At 62.4% G+C, this 20,519-nt stretch carries 15 protein-coding genes; 7 read left to right on the forward strand and 8 right to left on the reverse strand.

Annotated features, from left to right (window positions below):
* Nucleotides 1-43: 43 nt before the first annotated feature.
* The gene (locus tag ACTJJN_RS05150; RefSeq protein WP_003248481.1) at nt 44-1,627 is read right to left on the reverse strand and encodes a peptide chain release factor 3; all 1,584 of its coding nucleotides are present in this window, start codon (nt 1,625-1,627) and stop codon (nt 44-46) included.
* Nucleotides 1,628-2,141: 514 nt separating this feature from the next.
* Between ACTJJN_RS05150 and ACTJJN_RS05155 the strand changes: the two genes are divergently transcribed.
* Genes ACTJJN_RS05155 through ACTJJN_RS05170 form a run of 4 tightly spaced genes read left to right on the forward strand, consistent with a single transcriptional unit; the run spans nt 2,142 to nt 5,584 of the window.
* Nucleotides 2,142-2,855 (forward strand): ABC transporter permease, encoded by a 714-nt coding sequence (locus tag ACTJJN_RS05155; protein WP_003248483.1) that lies wholly within the window; start codon nt 2,142-2,144, stop codon nt 2,853-2,855.
* Between the two features lie 13 nt (nt 2,856-2,868).
* Nucleotides 2,869-3,780: a glycine betaine ABC transporter substrate-binding protein gene (locus ACTJJN_RS05160; protein WP_110744911.1), complete on the forward strand. Its 912-nt coding sequence runs from the start codon at nt 2,869-2,871 to the stop codon at nt 3,778-3,780.
* Entirely contained in the window at nt 3,777-4,430 is a 654-nt protein-coding gene (locus ACTJJN_RS05165; protein ID WP_010952080.1) for an ABC transporter permease, read from the forward strand. The genes ACTJJN_RS05160 and ACTJJN_RS05165 overlap by 4 nt, the downstream gene beginning before the upstream one ends.
* Entirely contained in the window at nt 4,427-5,584 is a 1,158-nt protein-coding gene (locus ACTJJN_RS05170; protein WP_003248489.1) for an osmoprotectant ABC transporter ATP-binding protein OsmV, read from the forward strand. The genes ACTJJN_RS05165 and ACTJJN_RS05170 overlap by 4 nt, the downstream gene beginning before the upstream one ends.
* Nucleotides 5,585-5,720: 136 nt before the next feature.
* Here ACTJJN_RS05170 and ACTJJN_RS05175 read toward each other — a convergent pair whose 3' ends face one another.
* The 3 genes from ACTJJN_RS05175 to ACTJJN_RS05185 all read right to left on the reverse strand — a co-directional run bounded on the left by ACTJJN_RS05175 (nt 5,721) and on the right by ACTJJN_RS05185 (nt 9,739).
* Nucleotides 5,721-8,150: a TonB-dependent siderophore receptor gene (locus ACTJJN_RS05175; RefSeq protein ID WP_440781040.1), complete on the reverse strand. Its 2,430-nt coding sequence runs from the start codon at nt 8,148-8,150 to the stop codon at nt 5,721-5,723.
* Nucleotides 8,151-8,258: 108 nt separating this feature from the next.
* Complete coding sequence (locus ACTJJN_RS05180; RefSeq protein ID WP_440781041.1) at nt 8,259-9,221, reverse strand: FecR family protein; 963 nt, start codon at nt 9,219-9,221, stop codon at nt 8,259-8,261.
* 20 nt (nt 9,222-9,241) lie between these two features.
* A complete protein-coding gene (locus ACTJJN_RS05185) occupies nt 9,242-9,739 on the reverse strand; it encodes an RNA polymerase sigma factor (protein ID WP_440781042.1) in 498 nt (165 codons plus the stop codon).
* A gap of 476 nt (nt 9,740-10,215) precedes the next feature.
* Between ACTJJN_RS05185 and ACTJJN_RS05190 the strand changes: the two genes are divergently transcribed.
* On the forward strand, nt 10,216-11,379 hold the full coding sequence (locus ACTJJN_RS05190; protein WP_003248498.1) for a type III PLP-dependent enzyme: 1,164 nt from the start codon (nt 10,216-10,218) through the stop codon (nt 11,377-11,379).
* 183 nt (nt 11,380-11,562) lie between these two features.
* Here the strand turns inward: ACTJJN_RS05190 and ACTJJN_RS05195 are convergent, their stop codons facing one another.
* On the reverse strand, nt 11,563-12,312 hold the full coding sequence (locus tag ACTJJN_RS05195) for a tetratricopeptide repeat protein (protein ID WP_004577174.1): 750 nt from the start codon (nt 12,310-12,312) through the stop codon (nt 11,563-11,565).
* 3 nt (nt 12,313-12,315) lie between these two features.
* Nucleotides 12,316-12,996 carry a Fe2+-dependent dioxygenase gene (locus ACTJJN_RS05200; RefSeq protein WP_012051256.1) on the reverse strand — a complete coding sequence of 227 codons (681 nt, stop codon included), beginning with the start codon at nt 12,994-12,996 and terminating at the stop codon, nt 12,316-12,318.
* Between the two features lie 221 nt (nt 12,997-13,217).
* On the opposite strand from ACTJJN_RS05200, the gene ACTJJN_RS05205 reads away from it, so the two are divergent.
* Both ACTJJN_RS05205 and ACTJJN_RS05210 read left to right on the forward strand, forming a co-directional pair.
* Nucleotides 13,218-15,509: a TonB-dependent receptor gene (locus tag ACTJJN_RS05205; RefSeq protein ID WP_440781044.1), complete on the forward strand. Its 2,292-nt coding sequence runs from the start codon at nt 13,218-13,220 to the stop codon at nt 15,507-15,509.
* 239 nt (nt 15,510-15,748) lie between these two features.
* Complete coding sequence (locus ACTJJN_RS05210; protein ID WP_440781045.1) at nt 15,749-18,301, forward strand: PepSY domain-containing protein; 2,553 nt, start codon at nt 15,749-15,751, stop codon at nt 18,299-18,301.
* A 257-nt stretch (nt 18,302-18,558) separates the two neighbouring features.
* Here ACTJJN_RS05210 and ACTJJN_RS05215 read toward each other — a convergent pair whose 3' ends face one another.
* Together ACTJJN_RS05215 and ACTJJN_RS05220 are read right to left on the reverse strand one after the other, a co-directional pair.
* Nucleotides 18,559-19,350 carry an amidohydrolase gene (locus ACTJJN_RS05215; protein ID WP_012051253.1) on the reverse strand — a complete coding sequence of 264 codons (792 nt, stop codon included), beginning with the start codon at nt 19,348-19,350 and terminating at the stop codon, nt 18,559-18,561.
* Nucleotides 19,338-20,486 carry a pyridoxal phosphate-dependent aminotransferase gene (locus ACTJJN_RS05220; protein WP_003248511.1) on the reverse strand — a complete coding sequence of 383 codons (1,149 nt, stop codon included), beginning with the start codon at nt 20,484-20,486 and terminating at the stop codon, nt 19,338-19,340. The genes ACTJJN_RS05215 and ACTJJN_RS05220 overlap by 13 nt, the downstream gene beginning before the upstream one ends.
* Nucleotides 20,487-20,519 lie beyond the last annotated feature (33 nt).

The raw sequence follows: 20,519 nt of genomic DNA on the forward strand, positions 1-20,519 counted from the left end.
GGGTAAACCCGCTCCCACAGAGGTCAAGAGCAAGCTCTCGAGATCAGTGGTGCTCGCGGGTAGCGCGGAACTTGATGTCCGGCCAGCGCTCTTCCATCAGCGCCAGGTTGACCCGGGTCGGCGCCAGGTAGGTCAGGTGACCGCCGCCGTCGATGGCCAGGTTTTCCATGGCCTTGGTCTGGAATTCCTCGAGCTTCTTCTTGTCATCGCAGCTGATCCAGCGCGCCGACCAGACGGTGATAGGCTCGTAGGCGCACTCGACCTTGTACTCTTCCTTCAGGCGGCTGGCGACCACGTCGAACTGCAGCACACCGACCGCACCCAAGATGATGTCGTTGCTGCGCTCAGGGAAGAACACCTGAGTAGCACCTTCTTCGGCCAGCTGCTGCAGGCCTTGACGCAGTTGCTTGGATTTCAGCGGGTCTTTCAGGCGGACGCGGCGGAACAGCTCCGGCGCGAAGTGCGGAATACCGGTGAAGCCCAGCGCCTCGCCTTCGGTGAAGGTGTCGCCGATCTGGATGGTGCCGTGGTTGTGCAGGCCGATGATGTCACCGGCAAAGGCTTCTTCCAGCTGCTCACGCTCGGAGGAGAAGAACGTCAGCGCATCGCCGATACGCAGGTCTTTGTTCAAGCGCACGTGGCGCATTTTCATGCCCTTCTCGTACTTGCCCGAGCAGATGCGCATGAAGGCGATACGGTCGCGGTGTTTCGGGTCCATGTTCGCCTGGATCTTGAACACGAAGCCGGTGAACTTCTCTTCCACAGGCTCCACGGTGCGCTCGTGGGCCACACGGCCAAGCGGGCGCGGCGCCCAGTCGACCACGGCGTCGAGCACGTGGTCGACACCGAAGTTGCCCAGCGCAGTACCGAAGAACACCGGGGTCAGCTGACCGTTGATGAACTCTTCCTGGTTGAACTCGTGGCAAGCGCCCTGCACCAGCTCCAGTTGCTCGACGAACGAATCGTACTGGTCGCCCAGGTGCGCGCGGGCTTCGTCCGAGTCCAGCTTCTGGATGATCTTGGCTTCGGTGCGCTCGTGGCCGTGGCCCGGGGTGTACACCACGATGTAGTCACCGGTCAGGTGGTACACGCCCTTGAAGTCGCGGTAGCAACCGATCGGCCAGGTGATTGGCGCGGCCTTGATCTTCAAAACGGCTTCGATTTCGTCGAGCAGTTCGATCGGGTCGCGGATGTCTCGGTCGAGTTTGTTGATGAAGCTGACGATAGGCGTGTCGCGCAGGCGGCACACGTCCATCAGGGCGATGGTACGCGGCTCTACACCTTTACCGCCGTCGAGCACCATCAGCGCCGAGTCCACCGCGGTCAGGGTGCGGTAGGTGTCTTCCGAGAAGTCTTCGTGGCCGGGGGTGTCGAGCAGGTTGATCATGTGCTCGCGGTACGGGAACTGCATCACCGAGGTGGTGATGGAGATGCCGCGCTGCTTCTCCATTTCCATCCAGTCGGAGGTGGCATGGCGGTCGGACTTGCGCGACTTCACGGTACCGGCGACGGCAATGGCCTTGCCCATCAGCAGCAGCTTCTCGGTGATGGTGGTTTTACCGGCGTCGGGGTGGGAAATGATTGCGAAAGTGCGGCGCTTCGCGACTTCGGCGGCCTGGTTGGTCATGGGAAATCGCCTGACTGGGGGATTTGAAAGGGGCAGTATCATACCTGAAGTTGGGCCTGGACCAAAATCTGCCGAATGAATGGCGCCTGTGCCGGCCTCTTCGCGGGCAAACCCGCGCCTACAGGTANTACCCGCGAAGAGGCCGGCACAGACAAAAGAAATCCAACAGGCAATCGATTTATCACGACAAATGCCCAAAGCGCAGTTATTTCAACGCCTGCAGCGTATTAAGTCGCTGTTTTTTCTCGCCAAAAATCCTGCCACCCAGCGATTAACGCTGGCCAAATGCCGCCTCAGATGGGAACCTTTACGCCCACGGAGACGTCCACTCCCCTGCAACCCGCTTCGGTTGGGGACTGGTTTCATCAGCATTTTCGGGCCCGACGGGGTTCGGCTCATGGCCTGATCGCAGCCTTCGGCTTGCATCTCGCTGCTACTCGCGAACACACCACCCGCCGCCAGGATTGGCCGGCTTCCAAGAAGTGTGCTCGCCGACAACACAAGGAGTCCGCCTGTGGCTAAACGCTACGGAAAGGGGCTGTTGGGATGGGCCGCCGTGCTCGTCATCCTGGCCCTGCTGGTCCACTGGATCGGCATCGACACGATCGCGCGTTATCGCGACGATCTTGGGTTCTACCTGCAAGCGCACCTGGTATTGGTGCTGGCTTCGATGGCGGCGGCGCTGGCCGTGGGCATCCCCGCCGGCATTGCGTTAAGTCGACCGCACCGGGTCGACAAAGCCGAGCGTTTCATGCAGTTCTTCAACGTTGGCAACACCATCCCCCCTCTGGCCGTTCTGGCCATCGCCCTGAGTATCCTGGGCATCGGCGCCGGGCCTGCGATCTTCGCACTGTTCCTCGCGTCCCTCCTGCCCATCGTGCGCAACACCTACGAAGGCCTGAAAAACGTCCCCGCATCGCTCAAGGAAGCCGCTACCGGCATTGGCATGACCCCGCGCCAGCAACTCTGGCAGGTGGAACTGCCCAACGCCGTGCCGATCATCGTCGGCGGCGTACGCGTGGCCCTGGCGCTGAACGTGGGCACCGCACCGCTGGCATTCCTGATCGGCGCCAACAGCCTGGGCAGCCTGATCTTCCCCGGCATCGCCCTGAACAACCAGCCGCAGCTGCTGCTGGGTGCCGCCTGCACCGCGCTGCTGGCACTGGTGCTGGACGCGGCGGTGAGTTTCTCCAGCAGGCGCTGGCTGGAACGTGGCCTGGCCCAATAAGGATAGGAAACGTATGAAGAAGAGAATCGCCTTGCTGCTGGGCGCGGCCCTGCTGTTCGCAGGAGTTGCCCAGGCAGCGGAAAAACCCCTGGTGCGCATCGGCGCGCGGGTGTTCACCGAACAGACCGTGCTCGCCGAAATCACCGCGCAGTACCTGCGCGCCAACGGCTTTGACGTACGCGTCACCACCGGCCTTGGCAGCAGCATCGCTCGCCAGGCCCAGGAAACCGGCCAGCTCGACCTGATGTGGGAATACACCGGGGTGTCGCTGGTGTCCTACAACCACATCGATGAGCGTATGCCCAGCGCCGAGGCCACCTACGCCAAGGTCAAGGAGCTGGATGCCAAAAAAGACCTGATCTGGCTGACCCCGTCGAAATTCAGCAACACCTATGCCCTCGGCTTGCCGAAGCAGGTCGCCGAGGCCTACCCGCAGATCAACTCGATCAGCGACCTCAACCAGGTGCTGCGCGACGAGCGCAAGCGTAACCACCTGGTGGCTCTGGACACCGAGTTCGCCAACCGCCCCGACGGCCTGGTCGGGCTCAAGGAAATGTACGACCTGCAGGTCGGCCGCGCCAACATCCGCCAGATGGACGCGGGCCTGGTCTACACGGCCATGCACAACAACCAGGTGTTCGCAGGCCTGGTCTACACCACCGACGGTCGCCTGAGCGCGTTCAACCTCAAGCTGCTCGAAGACGACAAGCACTACTTCCCCGACTACACCGCCGCCCCGGTGGTGCGCAAGGCCGTGCTCGACGCCAACCCGCAACTGGTCGCCCTGCTCAAGCCACTGGCCGAGCAGCTCGATGACGAGACCATGCGCCAGCTCAATGCCAAGGTCGACGTGGACCACCAGAACCCGTCCGCAGTGGCCGCCGCATTCCTGCGAGAGCATCCCCTCAAGGAGGTACAGCCATGAGCCTGCTCGACACGTTCGCCCACCTCGACTGGGCCCAGGTGCTGCAACTGACCTGGCAGCACATCATGCTGGTCGGCATCGCCGTCGGCCTGGCGATCCTCGTTGGCGTGCCGCTGGGCATCCTGATGACCCGCTTCCCGGCAGTGGCCGGCCCGCTGCAGGCCAGCGCCACAGTGCTGCTGACCATCCCATCGATTGCGTTGTTCGGCCTGCTGCTGCCGTTCTACTCCAAGTTCGGCCAGGGGCTGGGCCCCTTGCCTGCGATCACTGCCGTGTTTCTTTATTCGCTGCTGCCCATCCTGCGCAACACCTACCTGGCCCTGACCAATGTCGAGCCCGGTATCCGTGAAGCCGCGCGTGGCATCGGCATGACCTTCGGCCAGCGCCTGCGCATGGTCGAGCTGCCCATCGCCGTACCGGTGATCCTCGCCGGCGTGCGCACCGCCGTGGTGATGAACATCGGTGTGATGACCATTGCCGCCACCATCGGCGCCGGCGGCCTCGGCGTGCTGATCCTTACCTCCATCAGCCGCAGCGACATGTCGATGCTGCTGGTCGGCGCCGTACTGGTCAGCCTGCTGGCGATCATCGCCGACCTGCTGCTGCAAACCCTGCAACGTGCCCTGACTCCAGAAGGACTGCGCTCATGATCGAACTGAAGAACCTCAGCAAAACCTTCAACGTCAACGGCAAGGACGTCAAAGCCGTCGACTCGGTAAGCCTCACCGTCAATGAAGGGGAAATCTGCGTGTTCCTCGGCCCGTCGGGCTGCGGCAAGAGCACCACGCTGAAAATGATCAACCGCCTGATCACGCCCACCTCGGGCCAGGTGTTCATCAACGGCGAAGACACCACCGGCCTGGACGAAGTTACCCTGCGCCGGCACATCGGCTATGTGATCCAGCAGATCGGTCTGTTCCCCAACATGACCATCGAGGAGAACATTACCGTGGTCCCGCGCCTGCTTGGCTGGGACAAGCAGAAATGCCACGAGCGGGCTCGCGAGCTGATGCACATGATCAAGCTCGAACCCAAGCAGTACCTGCAACGCTACCCGCGCGAGCTATCTGGCGGCCAGCAACAGCGTATCGGCGTGATTCGCGCCCTGGCAGCAGATGCACCCGTGCTGTTGATGGATGAACCGTTCGGCGCGGTCGACCCGATCAACCGCGAAATGATCCAGAACGAGTTCTTCGAAATGCAGCGGGCGCTGAACAAGACCGTGATCATGGTCAGCCACGACATCGACGAAGCGATCAAGCTGGGCGACAAGATTGCCATCTTCCGTGCCGGCAAGCTGTTGCAGCTGGATCACCCGGATACCCTGCTGGCGCACCCGGCGGATGATTTCGTCAGCAACTTTGTGGGCCAGGACAGCACCCTCAAACGCCTGTTGCTGGTGCGTGCCGAGGATGCAGCGGACAACGCGCCGTCGGTGAGCCCGGAAACACCGGTGGGCGACGCGCTGGAGCTGCTCGATGAGCACGACCGCCGCTACGTGGTGGTGACCGATGCGCAAAACAAGGCCTTGGGCTATGTGCGCCGGCGCGACATGCACCGCCAGCAAGGCACTTGCGGTGATTTCCTGCGGCCGTTCAATGCCACGGCCTCGTACGATGAGCACTTGCGCATCCTGCTGTCGCGCATGTACGAGTTCAACCGCGCGTGGTTGCCAGTGTTGGATGCCGAGCAGGTGTTCTTGGGCGAGGTGACGCAGGAGTCGATTGCCGCGTACCTGAGCTCGGGGAGATCGCGGGGGGCGAAGAGCAGTATCGTTTCGCCGGCCGAGGCGGTGGTTTCGTAATCGTCGGGGGCGCTTTGCACCCCTTCGCGGGTAAACCCGCTCCTACAACGGCCTGTGTTCAATCCCCGATGTATGTCCACCACCGATCATGTGTAGGAGCGAGCGAAGGGCCGCAAAGCGGCCCCGGCAATCTCGATCAAAACCCAACACTGGCCTGCACGTAGAAGGTTCGCGGCTCACCCACGTAAAGGCCGGCATTGTTGTCACTGGAGCGGGTGAAGTACTGCTTGTCGAACAGGTTCTTCACCCCCGCCGCCAGCTTCAGGTTGGACAGTTCAGGCCCGAATTCGTACCCACCGCGGGCATGCCAGGTCACATAACCCGGAATATCGCCATACTGCCCGTCAGCACTCGGCTCGGTGATGTAGTCGCCATTGAAACTGCCATCGGCATTGATCCCGGTTCCCGGCGCACGCTGCTTCGATTGGGCATAGGCGTCCAGGTTCCAGGTCCAGCGGTTAACTGCGTAACGCACCCCGGCAGTGGCCACCTGGCGTGAATAGAACGGCAGGTCTCGGCCCTTGAACCCTGGGATATCCCCTTCATAGGTCGCGCGGGTATAGGTGTAGCCACCGCTCACCGACAGCCCGTCCAGGCGCGGGTCCAGCCCGGCCAGGTCATAACGCACCGAAGCCTCGATGCCCTGGTGCTTGGTCGCACCAAGGTTGGTCCAGCCCACGTCGTTGCTGATGTACTGCAGCTCATCATCGAAGTCGATGTAGAACGCCGTCAGCTCACCGGCAAAGCCGCCATTGTCATAACGGGTACCGATTTCGTAGGTCTTGGCTTTTTCCGGCTCCAGGCCATTGGCCGTACTGTTGCCAGAACCGCCCTGGCCCAGCTGGAAGTACTGCAGGCTACCGAACGACGTCTCGTAGTTGGCGAACACCTTCCAGGCATCGGAAACGTGGTACATCACGCTCAGTGCCGGCAAAGGCTCGTTGCTGGTGATGCTGCGCTTCTTCTCGGCTACCGGGCGGTTGTTGGCGTCCAGCACCGGGCGGTCGCGCCAGTCGGTATTGATGTGCTCGAAGCGCACGCCAGGGGTGATGGTCCAGTTGCCCACGTCGATCTTGTCGTCGATGTAGTAGGCGCTGGCCTCGGTGCCGCCACTGCGGTCCTGGAACACGTGGCCGTCGGAAGTCGGGGTCACCGTCGGCACGTTGTCGATCAGCGCCAGGCGAGTCGATTGTTCGCGCATCGCTTCCTTCAGGTAACGGTAACCGACACTGACTTCCTGGGTGGTTGGGCCGGCAAAGAAGATGCGCGACACACGGGGTTCGATGGCAAAGGTGTGGTAGTTGCGCGGGTACGACGACAACGTCTTCATGTCCCGCGAGGCGATGGTGCTGCCGCGGAAGCTGTCGGTGTAGTAGGTCAGCACTTCGAACTGGGTGGCATCGTCGAGCTGCCGCTGCCATTTGAACGACACATCCTTGCGCCGGCCCGCGAAGTAGTCGTAATCGCGCAGCGACTGGTACGGGTTGCTGTCGTATTGGGCCTGGGTCAGGCCACCCGGCATGTCGGCACGGCCATCGTAATAATGGAAGTTCAGCCAGAACTCATCAACATCGGTTGGCGCCCAATGCGTCTTGAGGATTACGTCGTCGATGTCGTTGCCGTTGTTGCTTTCACGGTAACCGTTGCCATTCACCCCGGTGTACAGCAGCGCCACGCCCATGCCATTGTCGGCCGTGCCACCGACGAAGGCTGACTCGGTATGTTTCCAGCCACCGTGCTGGGAGGTCTCCAGGGTGGTGGACAGCTCTGCCGAGGCCTTTTCCGGAATCGCCCGGGTTACAAAGTTGATCACGCCGCCCACGTTCTGCGGGCCATAGCGCACCGAGCCGGCACCGCGCACGACGTCGATGCTGTCGAGGTTGCCAGAAGAAATCGGTGCCATCGACAGCTGTGGCTGGCCATACGGCGCGAAGGCGGCCGGGATGCCATCGATCAGTACCGTGGAGCGCGGCGACAGGCGCGAAGTAAGGCCGCGTACGCCCACGTTCAGCGACAGGTCGCTGCCACCGGTCCCGTTGGAGTCCTGCACTTGCACGCCGGGGATGCCGCGCAGCACGTCGCGCACGTTCATTGCGCCCTTCTCCACCATTGCCTCGCGGCGTACCACGGTGCGTGCCCCAGGGTGGTTCTGTACCACGCTCTGCTGGGCATCACCCAGCCAGTCACCGACCACCTTGATGTCGGTGGGTGCCAGCTCCAGGCTGCCGCTGCCCAGGTCAAGGGTAGTCGGCAGAGGCTTCACCACAACGGTGTCCCCGGACATCTCGTAGGTGAGCCCGCTGCCTTGCAACAGCTGTTGCAGCGCCTGCACCGGCGCCAGGTTGCCCGATACCGCCGGGGCCTGTTTGCCGGCGACCAGCTCGGGGCTGAAAAACAGCTGCAGGCTGGTTTGCTGGCCGAGCTGGTTCAGCGCCGAACCCAATGGCTGGGCCTGGATGTGGAGGGCATTAGCGGCCTCTGCGGCCTGGCTGCCAACGGCCACAGTACTGACCGCCAGGGCCATCGCCAGGGCGCGAAAGCGTGGGAGAGGTTTGTTGTTGTTCACGTCGTCGAAACATCCTGGAATGCGGAATAAACGCCAACCGCGTGCAAATGGAAATGCTTGGCAGTTGCAGCTGGCGAGGAAGACGAACGAGTGAAAAAAAACCTGAATCTATTTGGCGATTATTTCGCTGGAGCCGTCTTCATGGGCTTTGATGGCCACCGGGAGGATGCTCGGCAAGGCCCGCAGCAGAGCGTCTGTATCGTTGGTACTGAAGGTACCGGACAGGCGCAGCCGGGCGACTTTCCCAGGGGCGACCCGCAATGGCTGGCGACGGTAGCGCGAGGTTTCGGCCACTACTTCGGCGAGGGTTGCGTTGTCGAACACCAGCTTGCCCTGTCGCCATGCGGTCATGGCGCCGGTGTTGACCGCATAGGGTGCGGCGACCAGGCCCTGTGCATCTATATGCGACCCCTGCCCGGCCGTCAGTAGCGCCGGCGAGTCGCCCTTGCTCTGCACCCGCACCGACCCCTGTTCCACCGCCACACGGGTGCTGGCTGGGTCCAGGCGGACGTCAAAGCGGGTACCTGTGACGATCACACTGCCCTGGGCAGTGTCGACCACAAACGGCCGGTTACTGTCATGGGCGACGCTGAACATCACTTCACCGGCGTTCAGGCGCACGTGCCGCTGGCCGGCGCTGAACTCGGCCTGCACCTGCGTGCTGCCATTGAGCTCCAGATGCGAGCCATCCGGCAGTTCGACCTGACGGCGCTCATTGAAGGCCGTCTGCAGGCTGCCTTGATGGTTCAGTTGCAGGTGGTGCCAGCCGCCCCAGCCCAGGCCCAGCGCCACTACCGCAACACTGGCGGCCAACGCCTGGCGCATGAAACGCCGTCGTGGCAGCTGCTGCACCGGGTCTGGCTGGCACAGCGCCTCCAGGTGCTGGCGTGGAATGAAGTCGGCGGCCAGCCACACGCGGCAGAGATGCTCATATTCTTCCCGGTGGTGCTCGTCGCTCGCCAACCAGGCATGCAACTGCTTGTGCAGCCCGGCATCCCGAGGTGCATCCTGCACGCGGGCGAACCATGCGGCCGCCTGCTCGCGGACGGCATCGGTACCGTGCTGTTTCATCGAAAAGGCCTCCTGACTCTTCATGCCGACACATCCAGGTGCTCACGCAGGTGCCGAAGCGTGCGGATCATATACTTTTCGACCATGTTCTTGCTCAACCCCATGCGCTCGGCAATCTCGGCCTGGGTCAGGCCTTCGAGCTTCTGCCAGATGAACACCTGCCGGCAGTTGAGTGGCAGCTTGGCAAGCGCCCGCTCGACGCTGTCGGCCAGCTCCAGGGCACGCACGTAGGCTTCCGGGTCGCCACTGCCGGTTGCGCCTTCGTCGAAGGCTTCCCGCTCCAGTGCCTGGCGCCGGTCTTCGCGACGGAAGCCATCCACAGCGATGTTGCGCGCAGCCTGATGCAGGTAGGCGCGTGGCTGCTCAACCTGCTCGCGCGGGGTTTCCAGTACCCGGACAAAGGCATCGTGGGTGAGGTCTTCGGCCTGCTGACGACTGCGCAGCTTGCGCGTCCAGGTGCCGATCAGCTCATGGTAGTGGTCGAGGAAGCCTTTGTGTCCGGACACGGTCGGGGTCATCAGGGAGGCAGATAAGGGTGCGAATAGTAATGTTTCGCATCAAAAGCAGCAAATCCGCCAGTCGGTAACAAAAAATTTATGGGCGGTTTCCTGTACGGAGGTACCAGGAAAATGTGGCCATAAATATGAACACCTCCGCCCTTTTCGCGGGCAAGCCCGCCCCCACATGGAACNGGGCTTGCCCGCGAAGGGCCCAACACGCTCCATTCCACAATTTTTTACGCTTGAAAGATCGCAGGGAACATCAGCCGGTCACACGAGTCGGTTATTCAAATGGCTGGTCGTCGATCCACGTCGATCACGCCCGGATTGCCTGTTGATTCTGCATTCTTCACGCCCTAAAGTGCGCGCCGAACGTCCATGCTGGAAACGATCCATCCGGCTCAAGTACTGAGTAGGCGAACCAAAGTGGGGATACGGAGGACGTTCAGTTTGCAGCCACTTAATCTTTCAGTTTGCCCATGGAGTCCCTGAGCATGTCGATCCAGGTCGAAGACTATTTCGCGCGTGAAACCTTCCAGAAAATGAAGGCGTTCGCTGACAAGCAGGAAACCCCGTTCGTACTCATCGACACCCAGATGATCAGCCAGGCGTACGACGACCTGCGCGCCGGTTTCGAATTTGCCAAGGTCTACTACGCGGTCAAGGCCAACCCGGCCGTGGAAATCATCGACCTGCTCAAAGAGAAAGGTTCGAGCTTCGACATCGCCTCGATCTACGAGCTGGACAAAGTGATGGGCCGCGGTGTCAGCGCCGACCGTATCAGCTACGGCAACACCATCAAGAAGTCCAAGGACATCCGCTACTTCTACGAGAAGGGCGTGCGCCTGTACGCCACCGACTCGGAAGCCGACCTGCGCAACATCGCCAAGGCCGCACCGGGCTCGAAAGTGTATGTGCGTATTCTGACTGAAGGCTCCACCACTGCCGACTGGCCGCTGTCCCGCAAGTTCGGCTGCCAGACCGACATGGCCATGGACCTGCTGATCCTCGCCCGCGACCTGGGTCTGGTGCCTTATGGCATCTCCTTCCACGTGGGCTCGCAGCAACGCGACATCAGCGTGTGGGACGCCGCCATCGCCAAGGTCAAGGTAATCTTCGAACGCCTGAAAGAAGAAGACGGCATCGAACTGAAGCTGATCAACATGGGTGGTGGCTTCCCGGCCAACTACATCACCCGTACCAACAGCCTGGAAACCTACGCCGAAGAAATCATCCGCTTCCTCAAGGAAGACTTCGGTGACGAACTGCCGGAAATCATCCTCGAGCCCGGCCGTTCGCTGATCGCCAACGCCGGTATCCTGGTCAGCGAAGTGGTGCTGGTCGCACGCAAGTCGCGTACCGCCGTCGAGCGCTGGATCTACACCGACGTGGGCAAGTTCTCCGGCCTGATCGAAACCATGGACGAAGCCATCAAGTTCCCGATCTGGACCGAGAAGAAAGGCGAAGCCGAGGAAGTGGTCATCGCCGGCCCGACCTGCGACAGCGCCGATATCATGTACGAGAACTACAAGTACGGGCTGCCGCTGAACCTGGCCATCGGTGACCGCCTGTACTGGCTGTCGACCGGCGCCTACACCACCAGCTACAGCGCAGTGGAATTCAACGGCTTCCCGCCGCTGAAGGCCTACTATCTGTAATGCACAACGGGGCCGAAAGGCCCCGTTTTCATGTGCGTGCTGTCGATGCTGGCCTCTTTGTGGGTAAACCGTACAACGGCCTGTGCCCAACCACCGATGCGTATATAGGCGCGGGTTTACCCGCGAATACGGTGGCGGCGGCAACGGTGAACGGCGAGTGGAAATTGGCCAGCACAGTCAACCTCACTCACCACGCCGTTCGATCTCCTCGGCATAGCGCCCGGCAAAGGCCATGAGCATCGGCCCCGCCTTCTGCAAGGTCACCAGTGCAGCGCGCAGGAAGTTCATGTTGCCCTCGATCCGCGCCCGCTCCAGCCAAGGCGCGGCCTCCGCCACCTGGCCACGTTCGACCAGCACCAGCGCCAGGCTGAACATCCCACGAAAATCCCCCGCCTCGGCCGAACGCCGATACCAGCGCACCGCCCGCGCCGGGCTGGGCGCCGTGGCAATGCCCTGCTCCAGGTAACGCCCATACAGGTTCATCGATTTGGCATGCCCCAGCTGCGCAGCCTTCTCGTAGCACATCAGTGCCTGCGCCTGATTGGCCGGCACCCCACGCCCGGTCGCCAGAAGGTTGCCCAGGTTATACAGGCCCCAGTCCAAACCCGAATCGGCCGCACGGGCGTAGTGAACGGCCGCCTGCACCAAACTCACCTCGCCGCCCCAGCCATGCTCCAGGCAACGCCCGAGCATGTTGTGCGCCATGGCACTGCCACCCTGTGCAGCGATACCGAACCAACGCCGGGCAACCGTGGCATCCTGCTGGATGCCACGCCCATCCAGCAGGATCTGCCCCAGCAGCAACTGCGCCTCGACCGCGCCCTGCCCCGCTGCCGCCAGAATCGCCTGGGCGGCCTTGCCAGGGGTTTCCTCGAGCATGGCCTGCAAGCCGGCCACATCCACTACTTCCTCACGTCGCAGCAGGTAGGACACGGCTCAGACCTCAGCCCAGCGGCGCAGCAAGTTATGGTAGGTGCCCGTCAGCTGCAACAGCGAAGGATGGTCCGGCACATCGGCGGTCAGTTGCTGGATGGCGTTGTCCATCTCGAACAGCAGCGTCCGCTGGCTGTCATCGCGCACCAGGCTCTGGGTCCAGAAGAACGCGGCATAGCGTTGGCCACGGGTCACTGGATTGACCTTGTGCAGGCTTGTGCCGGGGTACAGCACCATGTCACCGGCGGCCAGCTTGACCTGCTGCACGCCATAGGTGTCCTGGATCACCAGCTCACCGCCGTCGTAGCTTTCCGGGTCACTGAGGAACAGCGTGGAAGACAGGTCGGTACGCACCCGCTCCGGGCTGCCCTTGGGCTGGCGCAGGGCGTTGTCGATGTGGAAACCGAAGTTGCCGCCTTCGCGGTAGCAGTTGATCAACGGCGGGAACACCTTGTGCGGCAAGGCTGCCGACATGAAGCGTGGGGTTTTCCACAGGCGGTCGATCAGCGCACTGCCGATTTCCTTGGCCAGCGCATGACCTTCCGGCAACTGCAGGTTGTGCTTGGCCTTGGCCGACTGATAACCCGCCGTAACCTTGCCATCGGCCCAGTCGGCCCGCTCCAGCGCCTCGCAGATACGGGCCAGTTCATCAGCGTCGAACAGGCCTGGGATGTGAAGCAGCATGGCAACGGCACCGTTAGGAAATGTAAAGGCGCAATGATATTGATTCCCTTTTGCGCTACACAAGCCCCATTCGCCACTTAAGACGTTTCAGCGGCATGAAACCGTAAAGACAAATTGTAAAGATTGTAAATTCTTCACGAATGGTAACGAGTCTCAATTGTTAGTCAAAATTGCTTACATTAAGATCCACCGCCTCAATACCTTGGGGAAGGTTCTTTGCAATGCGCCAGTACGTACCATCTGCTGTGAGTTCGCCACGCCTGATCGTGTCTGCCATCGGTGTCGCCCTGAGTGCCTCGTCGGTCTATGCCGCCGATCCGGCCGCCAGCAGCGCCATCACCCTCGATGCCACCAGCGTCAACGGCAAGGCTGAACAAGCCAGCACCGATTACAAGGTGGACAAGGCCGCCTCGCAGAAGTACACCGCGCCGCTGGTAGACACCCCGCGCTCGATAACCGTGATCCCGCAGCAAGTGATCAAGGACACCAACGCCCTGACCCTGCAGGATGCCCTGCGCACCGTACCCGGCATTACCTTCGGTGCCGGCGAAGGTGGCAACCCGCAAGGCGACCGCCCGTTCATTCGTGGCTTCGACGCCCAGGGCGATACCTACCTGGACGGCGTACGTGACACTGGCGCCCAAACCCGCGAAATCTTCGCCATCGAATCTGTTGAAGTGGCCAAGGGGCCGAACTCGGCCATCGGTGGCCGCGGCGCGGCCGGCGGTACCATCAACCTGGTAAGCAAGCGCGCGCATCTGGGCAACTCGCTGAACGGCGCCTGGACCTGGGGCAGCGACCAGACCCAGCGCTACACCTTCGATGGCAACTACCAGTTCAGCGATACCGTTGCCGGTCGCCTGAACCTGATGACCCACGAAAGCAACGTCGCCGGCCGCGACAAGGTCAACTACGACCGCTGGGGTATCGCCCCGTCGCTGGCCTTTGGCCTGGGCACGCCGACCCGCGTCAACCTTGACTACTACCACCTGGAAAGTGACGACCTGCCGGATTCGGGTATCCCTTACACCATCCCGACCAACGGCAGCGCCGGGCGCACCTCGGCACACCCGAGCAAGCCGAATGATGGCGGCGACAGTGATAACTTCTATGGCCTGACCGGCCGCGACTTCCGCAAGACCCGAGTGGATATCGCAACCTTCGCCGTCGAGCACGACCTGACCGACTCGCTGACCATCAAGAACACCCTGCGTCACGGCAACAGCATGCAGGACTACATCCTGACCCAGCCCGACGACAGCAAGGGCAACGTCAACAACGGCAGTGTCTGGCGCCGCGCCAACACCCGTGTCGGCAACACCGCCACTACCACCAACCAGACCGATCTGTTCGGCGAGTTCTACGTTGGCGGCATGAAAAACAGCTTCTCGACCGGTATCGAACTGAGCCGTGAAGAAAGCGAGCGCTCAAGCTACACCGTCGACACCGACACCGTGCCAGGCGGGTCTGCCAACAGCAACTGCACCCCAGGCATGATCGGCGCCACCAGTGGCTATAACTGCACTTCGCTGAGCAACCCGAACCCGGATGATCCGTGGAACGGCGCCATCTCGCGCAACTATGCCGGCACCACCACCAACAGCAAGACCCGTGCAATCTACGTGTTCGACACCCTGGAGCTTACCCCGGAGTGGCTGGTCAACATGGGCCTGCGCTACGACCACTTTGACACCGACTACAAGACCTACAACGCCGCTGGCACCACCACCGCCAAAGGCAAAGATGTCAGCGAGTTCGTCACCGGCCAGCTGGGCCTGGTGTGGAAGCCGGCCGAAAACGGCAGCATCTACGTGTCCTATGCCACCTCCGCCACACCACCTGGCGCCATGCTTGGCGAAGGTACCGAAGGCAACCCGCTGGGCGGCACGCCAGACCGTAACGGCAACCTGCTGGGCAGCGACATGGAGCCCGAAGAAACCACCAACTACGAGATCGGTACCAAGTGGGACCTGCTTGACCAGCGTCTGTCGCTGGCTGCCGCGCTGTTCCGCACCGAGAAGGAAAACGCCCGGGTCCAGGTCAACACCAATACCTACGAGAACATTGGCGAGACCCGGGTTCAAGGTATCGAACTGTCGGCCAGCGGCAAGCTGACCGACAAGTGGCAGGTGTTCGCCGGCTACACCTACATGCAGGCTCGCCAGATCGACGGCGGCCCGGTGGGCAAGGCCAACGACGGCAACCAGCTGCCGAACACGCCAAACAACAGCGCCAGCCTGTGGACCACCTACTCGATCACGCCAAAGCTGACCGTTGGCGGTGGTGCGTTCTACGTGGATGACGTGTACGGCAGCGTGGCCAACACCACCATGGTCGACAGCTACGTACGCTACGACGCCATGGCCGCCTACAAGCTGACCAAGAACGTCGACCTGCAACTGAACGTGCAGAACCTGACCAACGAGGTGTACTACGACAAGGCCTTCTCCACCCACTTCGCCAACCAGGCGGCCGGGCGGACGGCACTGCTGACCACCAGCGTCCACTTCTGATGTCGGGATTGGGTTGATCCGCTAGAAGGGCTGCTCCTGTGGCGGCCTCTTCGCGGGCTTGCCCGCTCCCACAAGTCCACCACAACCTTCAAACCCTGTGNCGGGCAAGCCCGCGAAGAGGCCGGTACAAGCTTCCACCAAAAGAAGCCCACCCCCGCCCCGTTCATTGAGCGGGGCTTTTGCGTATCAAGGCATAATGCACGCCGCGCTGGTCGCGGCAGCAACTCAAGGTGAGAAACGTGGTGAAGAAGACGCTGTTCCAATTGCACTGGTTCTTTGGCATCACCGCTGGCCTGGTGCTGGCCTTGATGGGCATTACCGGGGCGCTGTACTCGTTCCAGGAAGAACTGCTGCGCGCATTCAATGCCGATGTACTCAAGGTAGAAGTACGCGCCGAAGGCGTGCTACCGCCGGCCGAGCTGGTTAAGCGGGTCGAAGCCCAGCAACACGACAAAGTCTCGATGCTGTGGGTCGACGTGCGCGAAGGCAACGCTGCACGGATCTTCTTCATGCCCGCACCGGGCGAACGCCGTGGCGAGCTGCGCTATGCCGACCCGTACACCGGCGAACTCAAGGGTGAAGCGGCCGGGCAAGGCTTCTTCAACCTCATGCTCAAGCTGCACCGTTTCCTCGCCATGGGCGATACTGGCCGGCAAATCACCGGGGCCTGCACCCTGATGCTGGTGTTCTTCTGCCTGTCCGGCCTTTACCTGCGCTGGCCGCGTAAAGCGCTGGACTGGCGCACCTGGCTGACCTTCGACTGGGCCAAGAAAGGCCGCGCCTTCAACTGGGACCTGCACGCCGTTGCCGGCACCTGGTGCCTGCTGTTCTATCTTCTGTTCGCCCTGACCGGGCTGTTCTGGTCCTATGAGTGGTACCGTGAAGGCCTGAACAAGCTGCTGGCCGACGCGCCGGCCGCGGGCCAGCAGCAAAAACGTGGTGAAGGCCGTGGCCGGCACGGGCCGCAAAAAGTCGACAAGAATGCGCCACCGCTGGTGGTGGACTACGACGCCATCTGGGCCAACCTCAAGGACGCCGCAGGCCCAGGCCTGTCCACCTACAACCTGCGCCTGCCGCCTGCTGGCGGTCAGCCGGCCAACCTGTTCTACCTGCTCGACAACGCCGCGCACCCACGTGCCTTCAATACCCTGGTCCTGGACCCGGCCACCGGCCAGGTTAAAAAGCACGACCGCTACACCGACAAGTCCTTCAAGGCGCAACTGCTGCAGAGTGTTTACGCCTTGCACGTCGGCGAATACTTCGGCTTGCCCGGGCGCATCATCGTCACCATCGCCAGCCTCACCATGCCGTTGTTCTTCGTCACCGGCTGGCTGCTGTACCTCGACCGCCGCCGCAAGAAACGTCAGGTGCGCGCAGCCCGTGGCAACGTCGCCAACAGCGGCACTGGCGACGGCTGGCTGATCGGCTTCGCCAGCCAGAGTGGCTTTGCCGAACAGTTGGCCTGGCAGAGTGCCGAGCAGCTGCAGGCAGCTGGCCAGCCCGTTCAGGTGCGCGCCCTTGCCGAGCTGGGTGAAAACGACCTGCGCCAGGCCCATCGCGCGCTCTTCGTGGTGAGTACATTCGGCGACGGCGAAGCGCCCGACAGCGCTCGCGCCTTCGAGCGCAAGGTGCTCGGCCAGCCTTGGGCACTGAACAACCTCAACTATGCCCTGCTCGCCCTCGGTGATCGTCAGTACCCGCACTTCTGCGGTTTCGCTCGTCGTCTCCAGGCGTGGCTGGGGGAGCGCGGTGCCAGCAGTGCATTCAGCCCGGTGGAAGTGGACAACGCCGACAAGGCCGCCCTGCAGCAATGGCAGCAGGAACTGGCGCAACTGACGGGCGTCCAACCGGTGGCCGCCTGGCAGCCGCCAACCTTTGCCAACTGGTCGCTGGTGCGCCGCAAACTGCTCAACCCCGGCAGCCAAGGCCAACCGGTGTACCTGCTTGGCCTGCAGGCTGCAGAACCGGCGAGCTGGGAAGCCGGCGATCTGGTAGAGATACTGCCGCTGAATGGGCAGCCACGGATCGACGCGTTCCTCAAGGGCATGGCACTGGACGCCGGCAGCCAGGTGCAGGTGAATGGCCTGAGTGAAACCCTTGCCCAGGCACTCGCTGGCCGCCAACTGCCGACGCGCCGCGACCACCTGATCGGCTTGCAGCCACAAGCGCTGGTCGATGCACTGGTGCCAATCGGTTGCCGCGAGTACTCCATTGCTTCGATCGCCAGCGATGGTGTGCTGGAGCTGATCGTGCGCCAGGAACGCCACCCCGACGGCAGCCCTGGCTTGGGCTCTGGCTGGCTGACCGAATACCTGCCAATGAATGGCACCCTGAGCCTGCGCCTGCGGCGTAACAGTGGCTTCCATCTGCCTGAGGCCGCTGCGCCGATGATCCTGATCGGCAACGGCACTGGCCTGGCGGGTCTTCGCAGCCTGTTGCGCGCGCGGGTCAATGCCGGTGAGCAGCGCAACTGGCTGTTGTTCGGCGAGCGTAATCGGGCGCATGACTTGCTGTGTGGCGATGAGCTGCACGCTTGGCTGGACAACGGCGACCTGGCACGGCTGGACCTGGCGTTCTCGCGCGATCAGGCCGAGAAGGTGTATGTGCAGGACGTGATGCTGGAGCAGGCCGAGGACTTCAAGCGCTGGGTGGCCGACGGGGCTTGCGTGTACGTCTGCGGCAGCCTGCAAGGCATGGCGGCGGGGGTGGATGCGGCGCTCAAAGGCATGCTGGGTGAAGCTGCTGTACAGCAGTTGATCGAGGATGGGCGGTATCGGCGGGATGTGTATTGATCGGTGTGTAGGAGCGGGTTTACCCGCGAATACGGTGGCGGCGGCAACGGTGAACGTCGGATGGAAATTGGCCAGCAGGGCCGGCCCTTTCGCGGGTGAACCCGCTCCTACGACGGCCTGTGACCAACCGCCGATGCGTGTGTAGGCGCGGGTTTACCCGCGGATACGGTGGCGGCGGCAATGGCGAACGACAGGTGGAAATTGGCCAGCAGGCCGGCCCTTTCGCGGGCAAGCCCGCGAAGAAGCCGGCCCTGCTGTCAGTGCAGCTCGAAGGTATCGGCATCCAGGTTGGCCGGGAACTTGGCCCGGTACGCCGCCAGTTCCGCCGCGCTCAATACTGCAGTGAACACCCCGTCCGCCTCCCCGGCACTGAGCAGGCTCTCACCCTGGAAATCCAGCACCTGGCTGTCACCAGAATAAGCAAAGCCTTTACCGTCCGTGCCCACTCGATTCACCGCCGCCACATAGCACAGGTTCTCGATCCCCCGCGCCGGTAGCAGGCGGTTCCAGTGCTGGCGACGCGCGGCCGGCCAGTTGGCGGTGTACAGCAGCAGGTCGGTGTCCTGGGCGTCACGGCTCCACACAGGGAAGCGCAGGTCGTAGCAGATCAGCGGGCGAATCCGCCAGCCCTTGAGCTCGAACTGCACCTGCCGCTCGCCTGGGGTGTAATGTTTGTGCTCACCGGCCATGCGGAACAGGTGGCGCTTGTCGTAGTGCAGAATCTCGCCGTCCGGCCGCGCCCACAACAGGCGGTTGCGGTGGCTGCCATCGGCGGCCTGGATGATCACACTGCCGGTAATCACCGCGTTGTGCTTCTTGGCCTGTGCCTTCAGCCATTTGTAGGTCGGACCGTTCTCCGGCTCGCACAGGCTTTCCGATTGCATCGAAAAACCGGTGGTAAACATTTCCGGCAGGATCACCAGGTCAACCTCGCCCACCTGCTCCAGCAGCACCTCGAAGTGCGCATAGTTGGCCTCGCGGTCGTGCCAGGCCAAGGTGGTTTGCACCAGGGCGACTTTCAGGTTCGGCAGTGTACTCAGATCGCGCATAGTCTTTCCGCTGCCTGACGCAGCGTCTCCTCTCGTTTGGCAAAGCACAGGCGCACCAGGCGTTGCTCGGGGATAGGTTGCTGGTAGAACACCGATACCGGAATGGTTGCCACGCCATGTTCGCGGGTAAGCCACAGCGACATGTCGACATCGTTCAGGTCCGGACGGATTTGCGAATAGTCCACCAACTGGAAATAAGTGCCCGTCGTGCGGGTAAAGTTAAAACGCGAGCCGTCCAGCAAACCGCAAAACAGATCGCGCTTAGCCTGGTAAAAGGCTGGCAACTCATCAATATGCTCGGGGTGCCCGGCCATGAAGTCGGCCAAGGCACACTGCAGCGGCGTCACGCCACAGAAATTGACGTACTGGTGCACTTTGCGCAGCTCGGCGCTCAGGGCAGGCGGCGCGATCACGTAACCGGTCTTCCAGCCGGTAACGTGGTACGTCTTGCCGAAGGAACTAACCACGAAGGCACGCGAGTACAACTGCTCATGGGCCAGCACACTGGCGTGGCGTACACCGTCGTAGACCAGGTGCTCGTACACTTCATCGCTGACCAGGTAGATATCGCGGTCGGCAATAAGTGCGGCCAACTGGTCGAGGTCTTCGCGGGTGATCAACGCGCCGCTGGGGTTGTGTGGCGAGTTGAGGATGACCATGCGCGTGCGCGGGCTCAAAGCATCGCTGAATTTCTGCCAGTCGATACGGAAATCGCCGTCGCTCAACTGCACATGTACACAGCGACCACCGGCCAGCTCCACGGACGGCTCGTAACTGTCGTAGCAGGGGTCAAAGACGATCACTTCGTCACCGGCATGCACCACCGCCTGGATGGCACAGAAAATAGCCTCGGTGGCGCCGGGGGTGATAGTCACTTCCTGATCGGCATCCACCCTGGCCCCATACAGCCGCTCGACCTTGGCCGCTACCTGCTGGCGCAAAGCCGGAAGGCCGGTCATCGGCGAATACTGGTTATGCCCGGCAGCCACGTGCCGGCCCACTGCATCGAGCAGGGCCTGCGGGCCATTGAAGTCAGGAAAGCCCTGGGACAGGTTGAGCGCGCCAGTCTGCACGGCGAGCTGGGACATGGTGGTGAAGATGGTCGTGCCGACATTCGGCAGTTTGCTGCGGATCATGGAGCCCTCTTTCCTGGGGTATATCCGGCACGG

The sequence above is a fragment of the Pseudomonas sp. 22515 genome (genome assembly GCF_052044625.1).
Lineage (GTDB): Bacteria > Pseudomonadota > Gammaproteobacteria > Pseudomonadales > Pseudomonadaceae > Aquipseudomonas > Aquipseudomonas alloputida.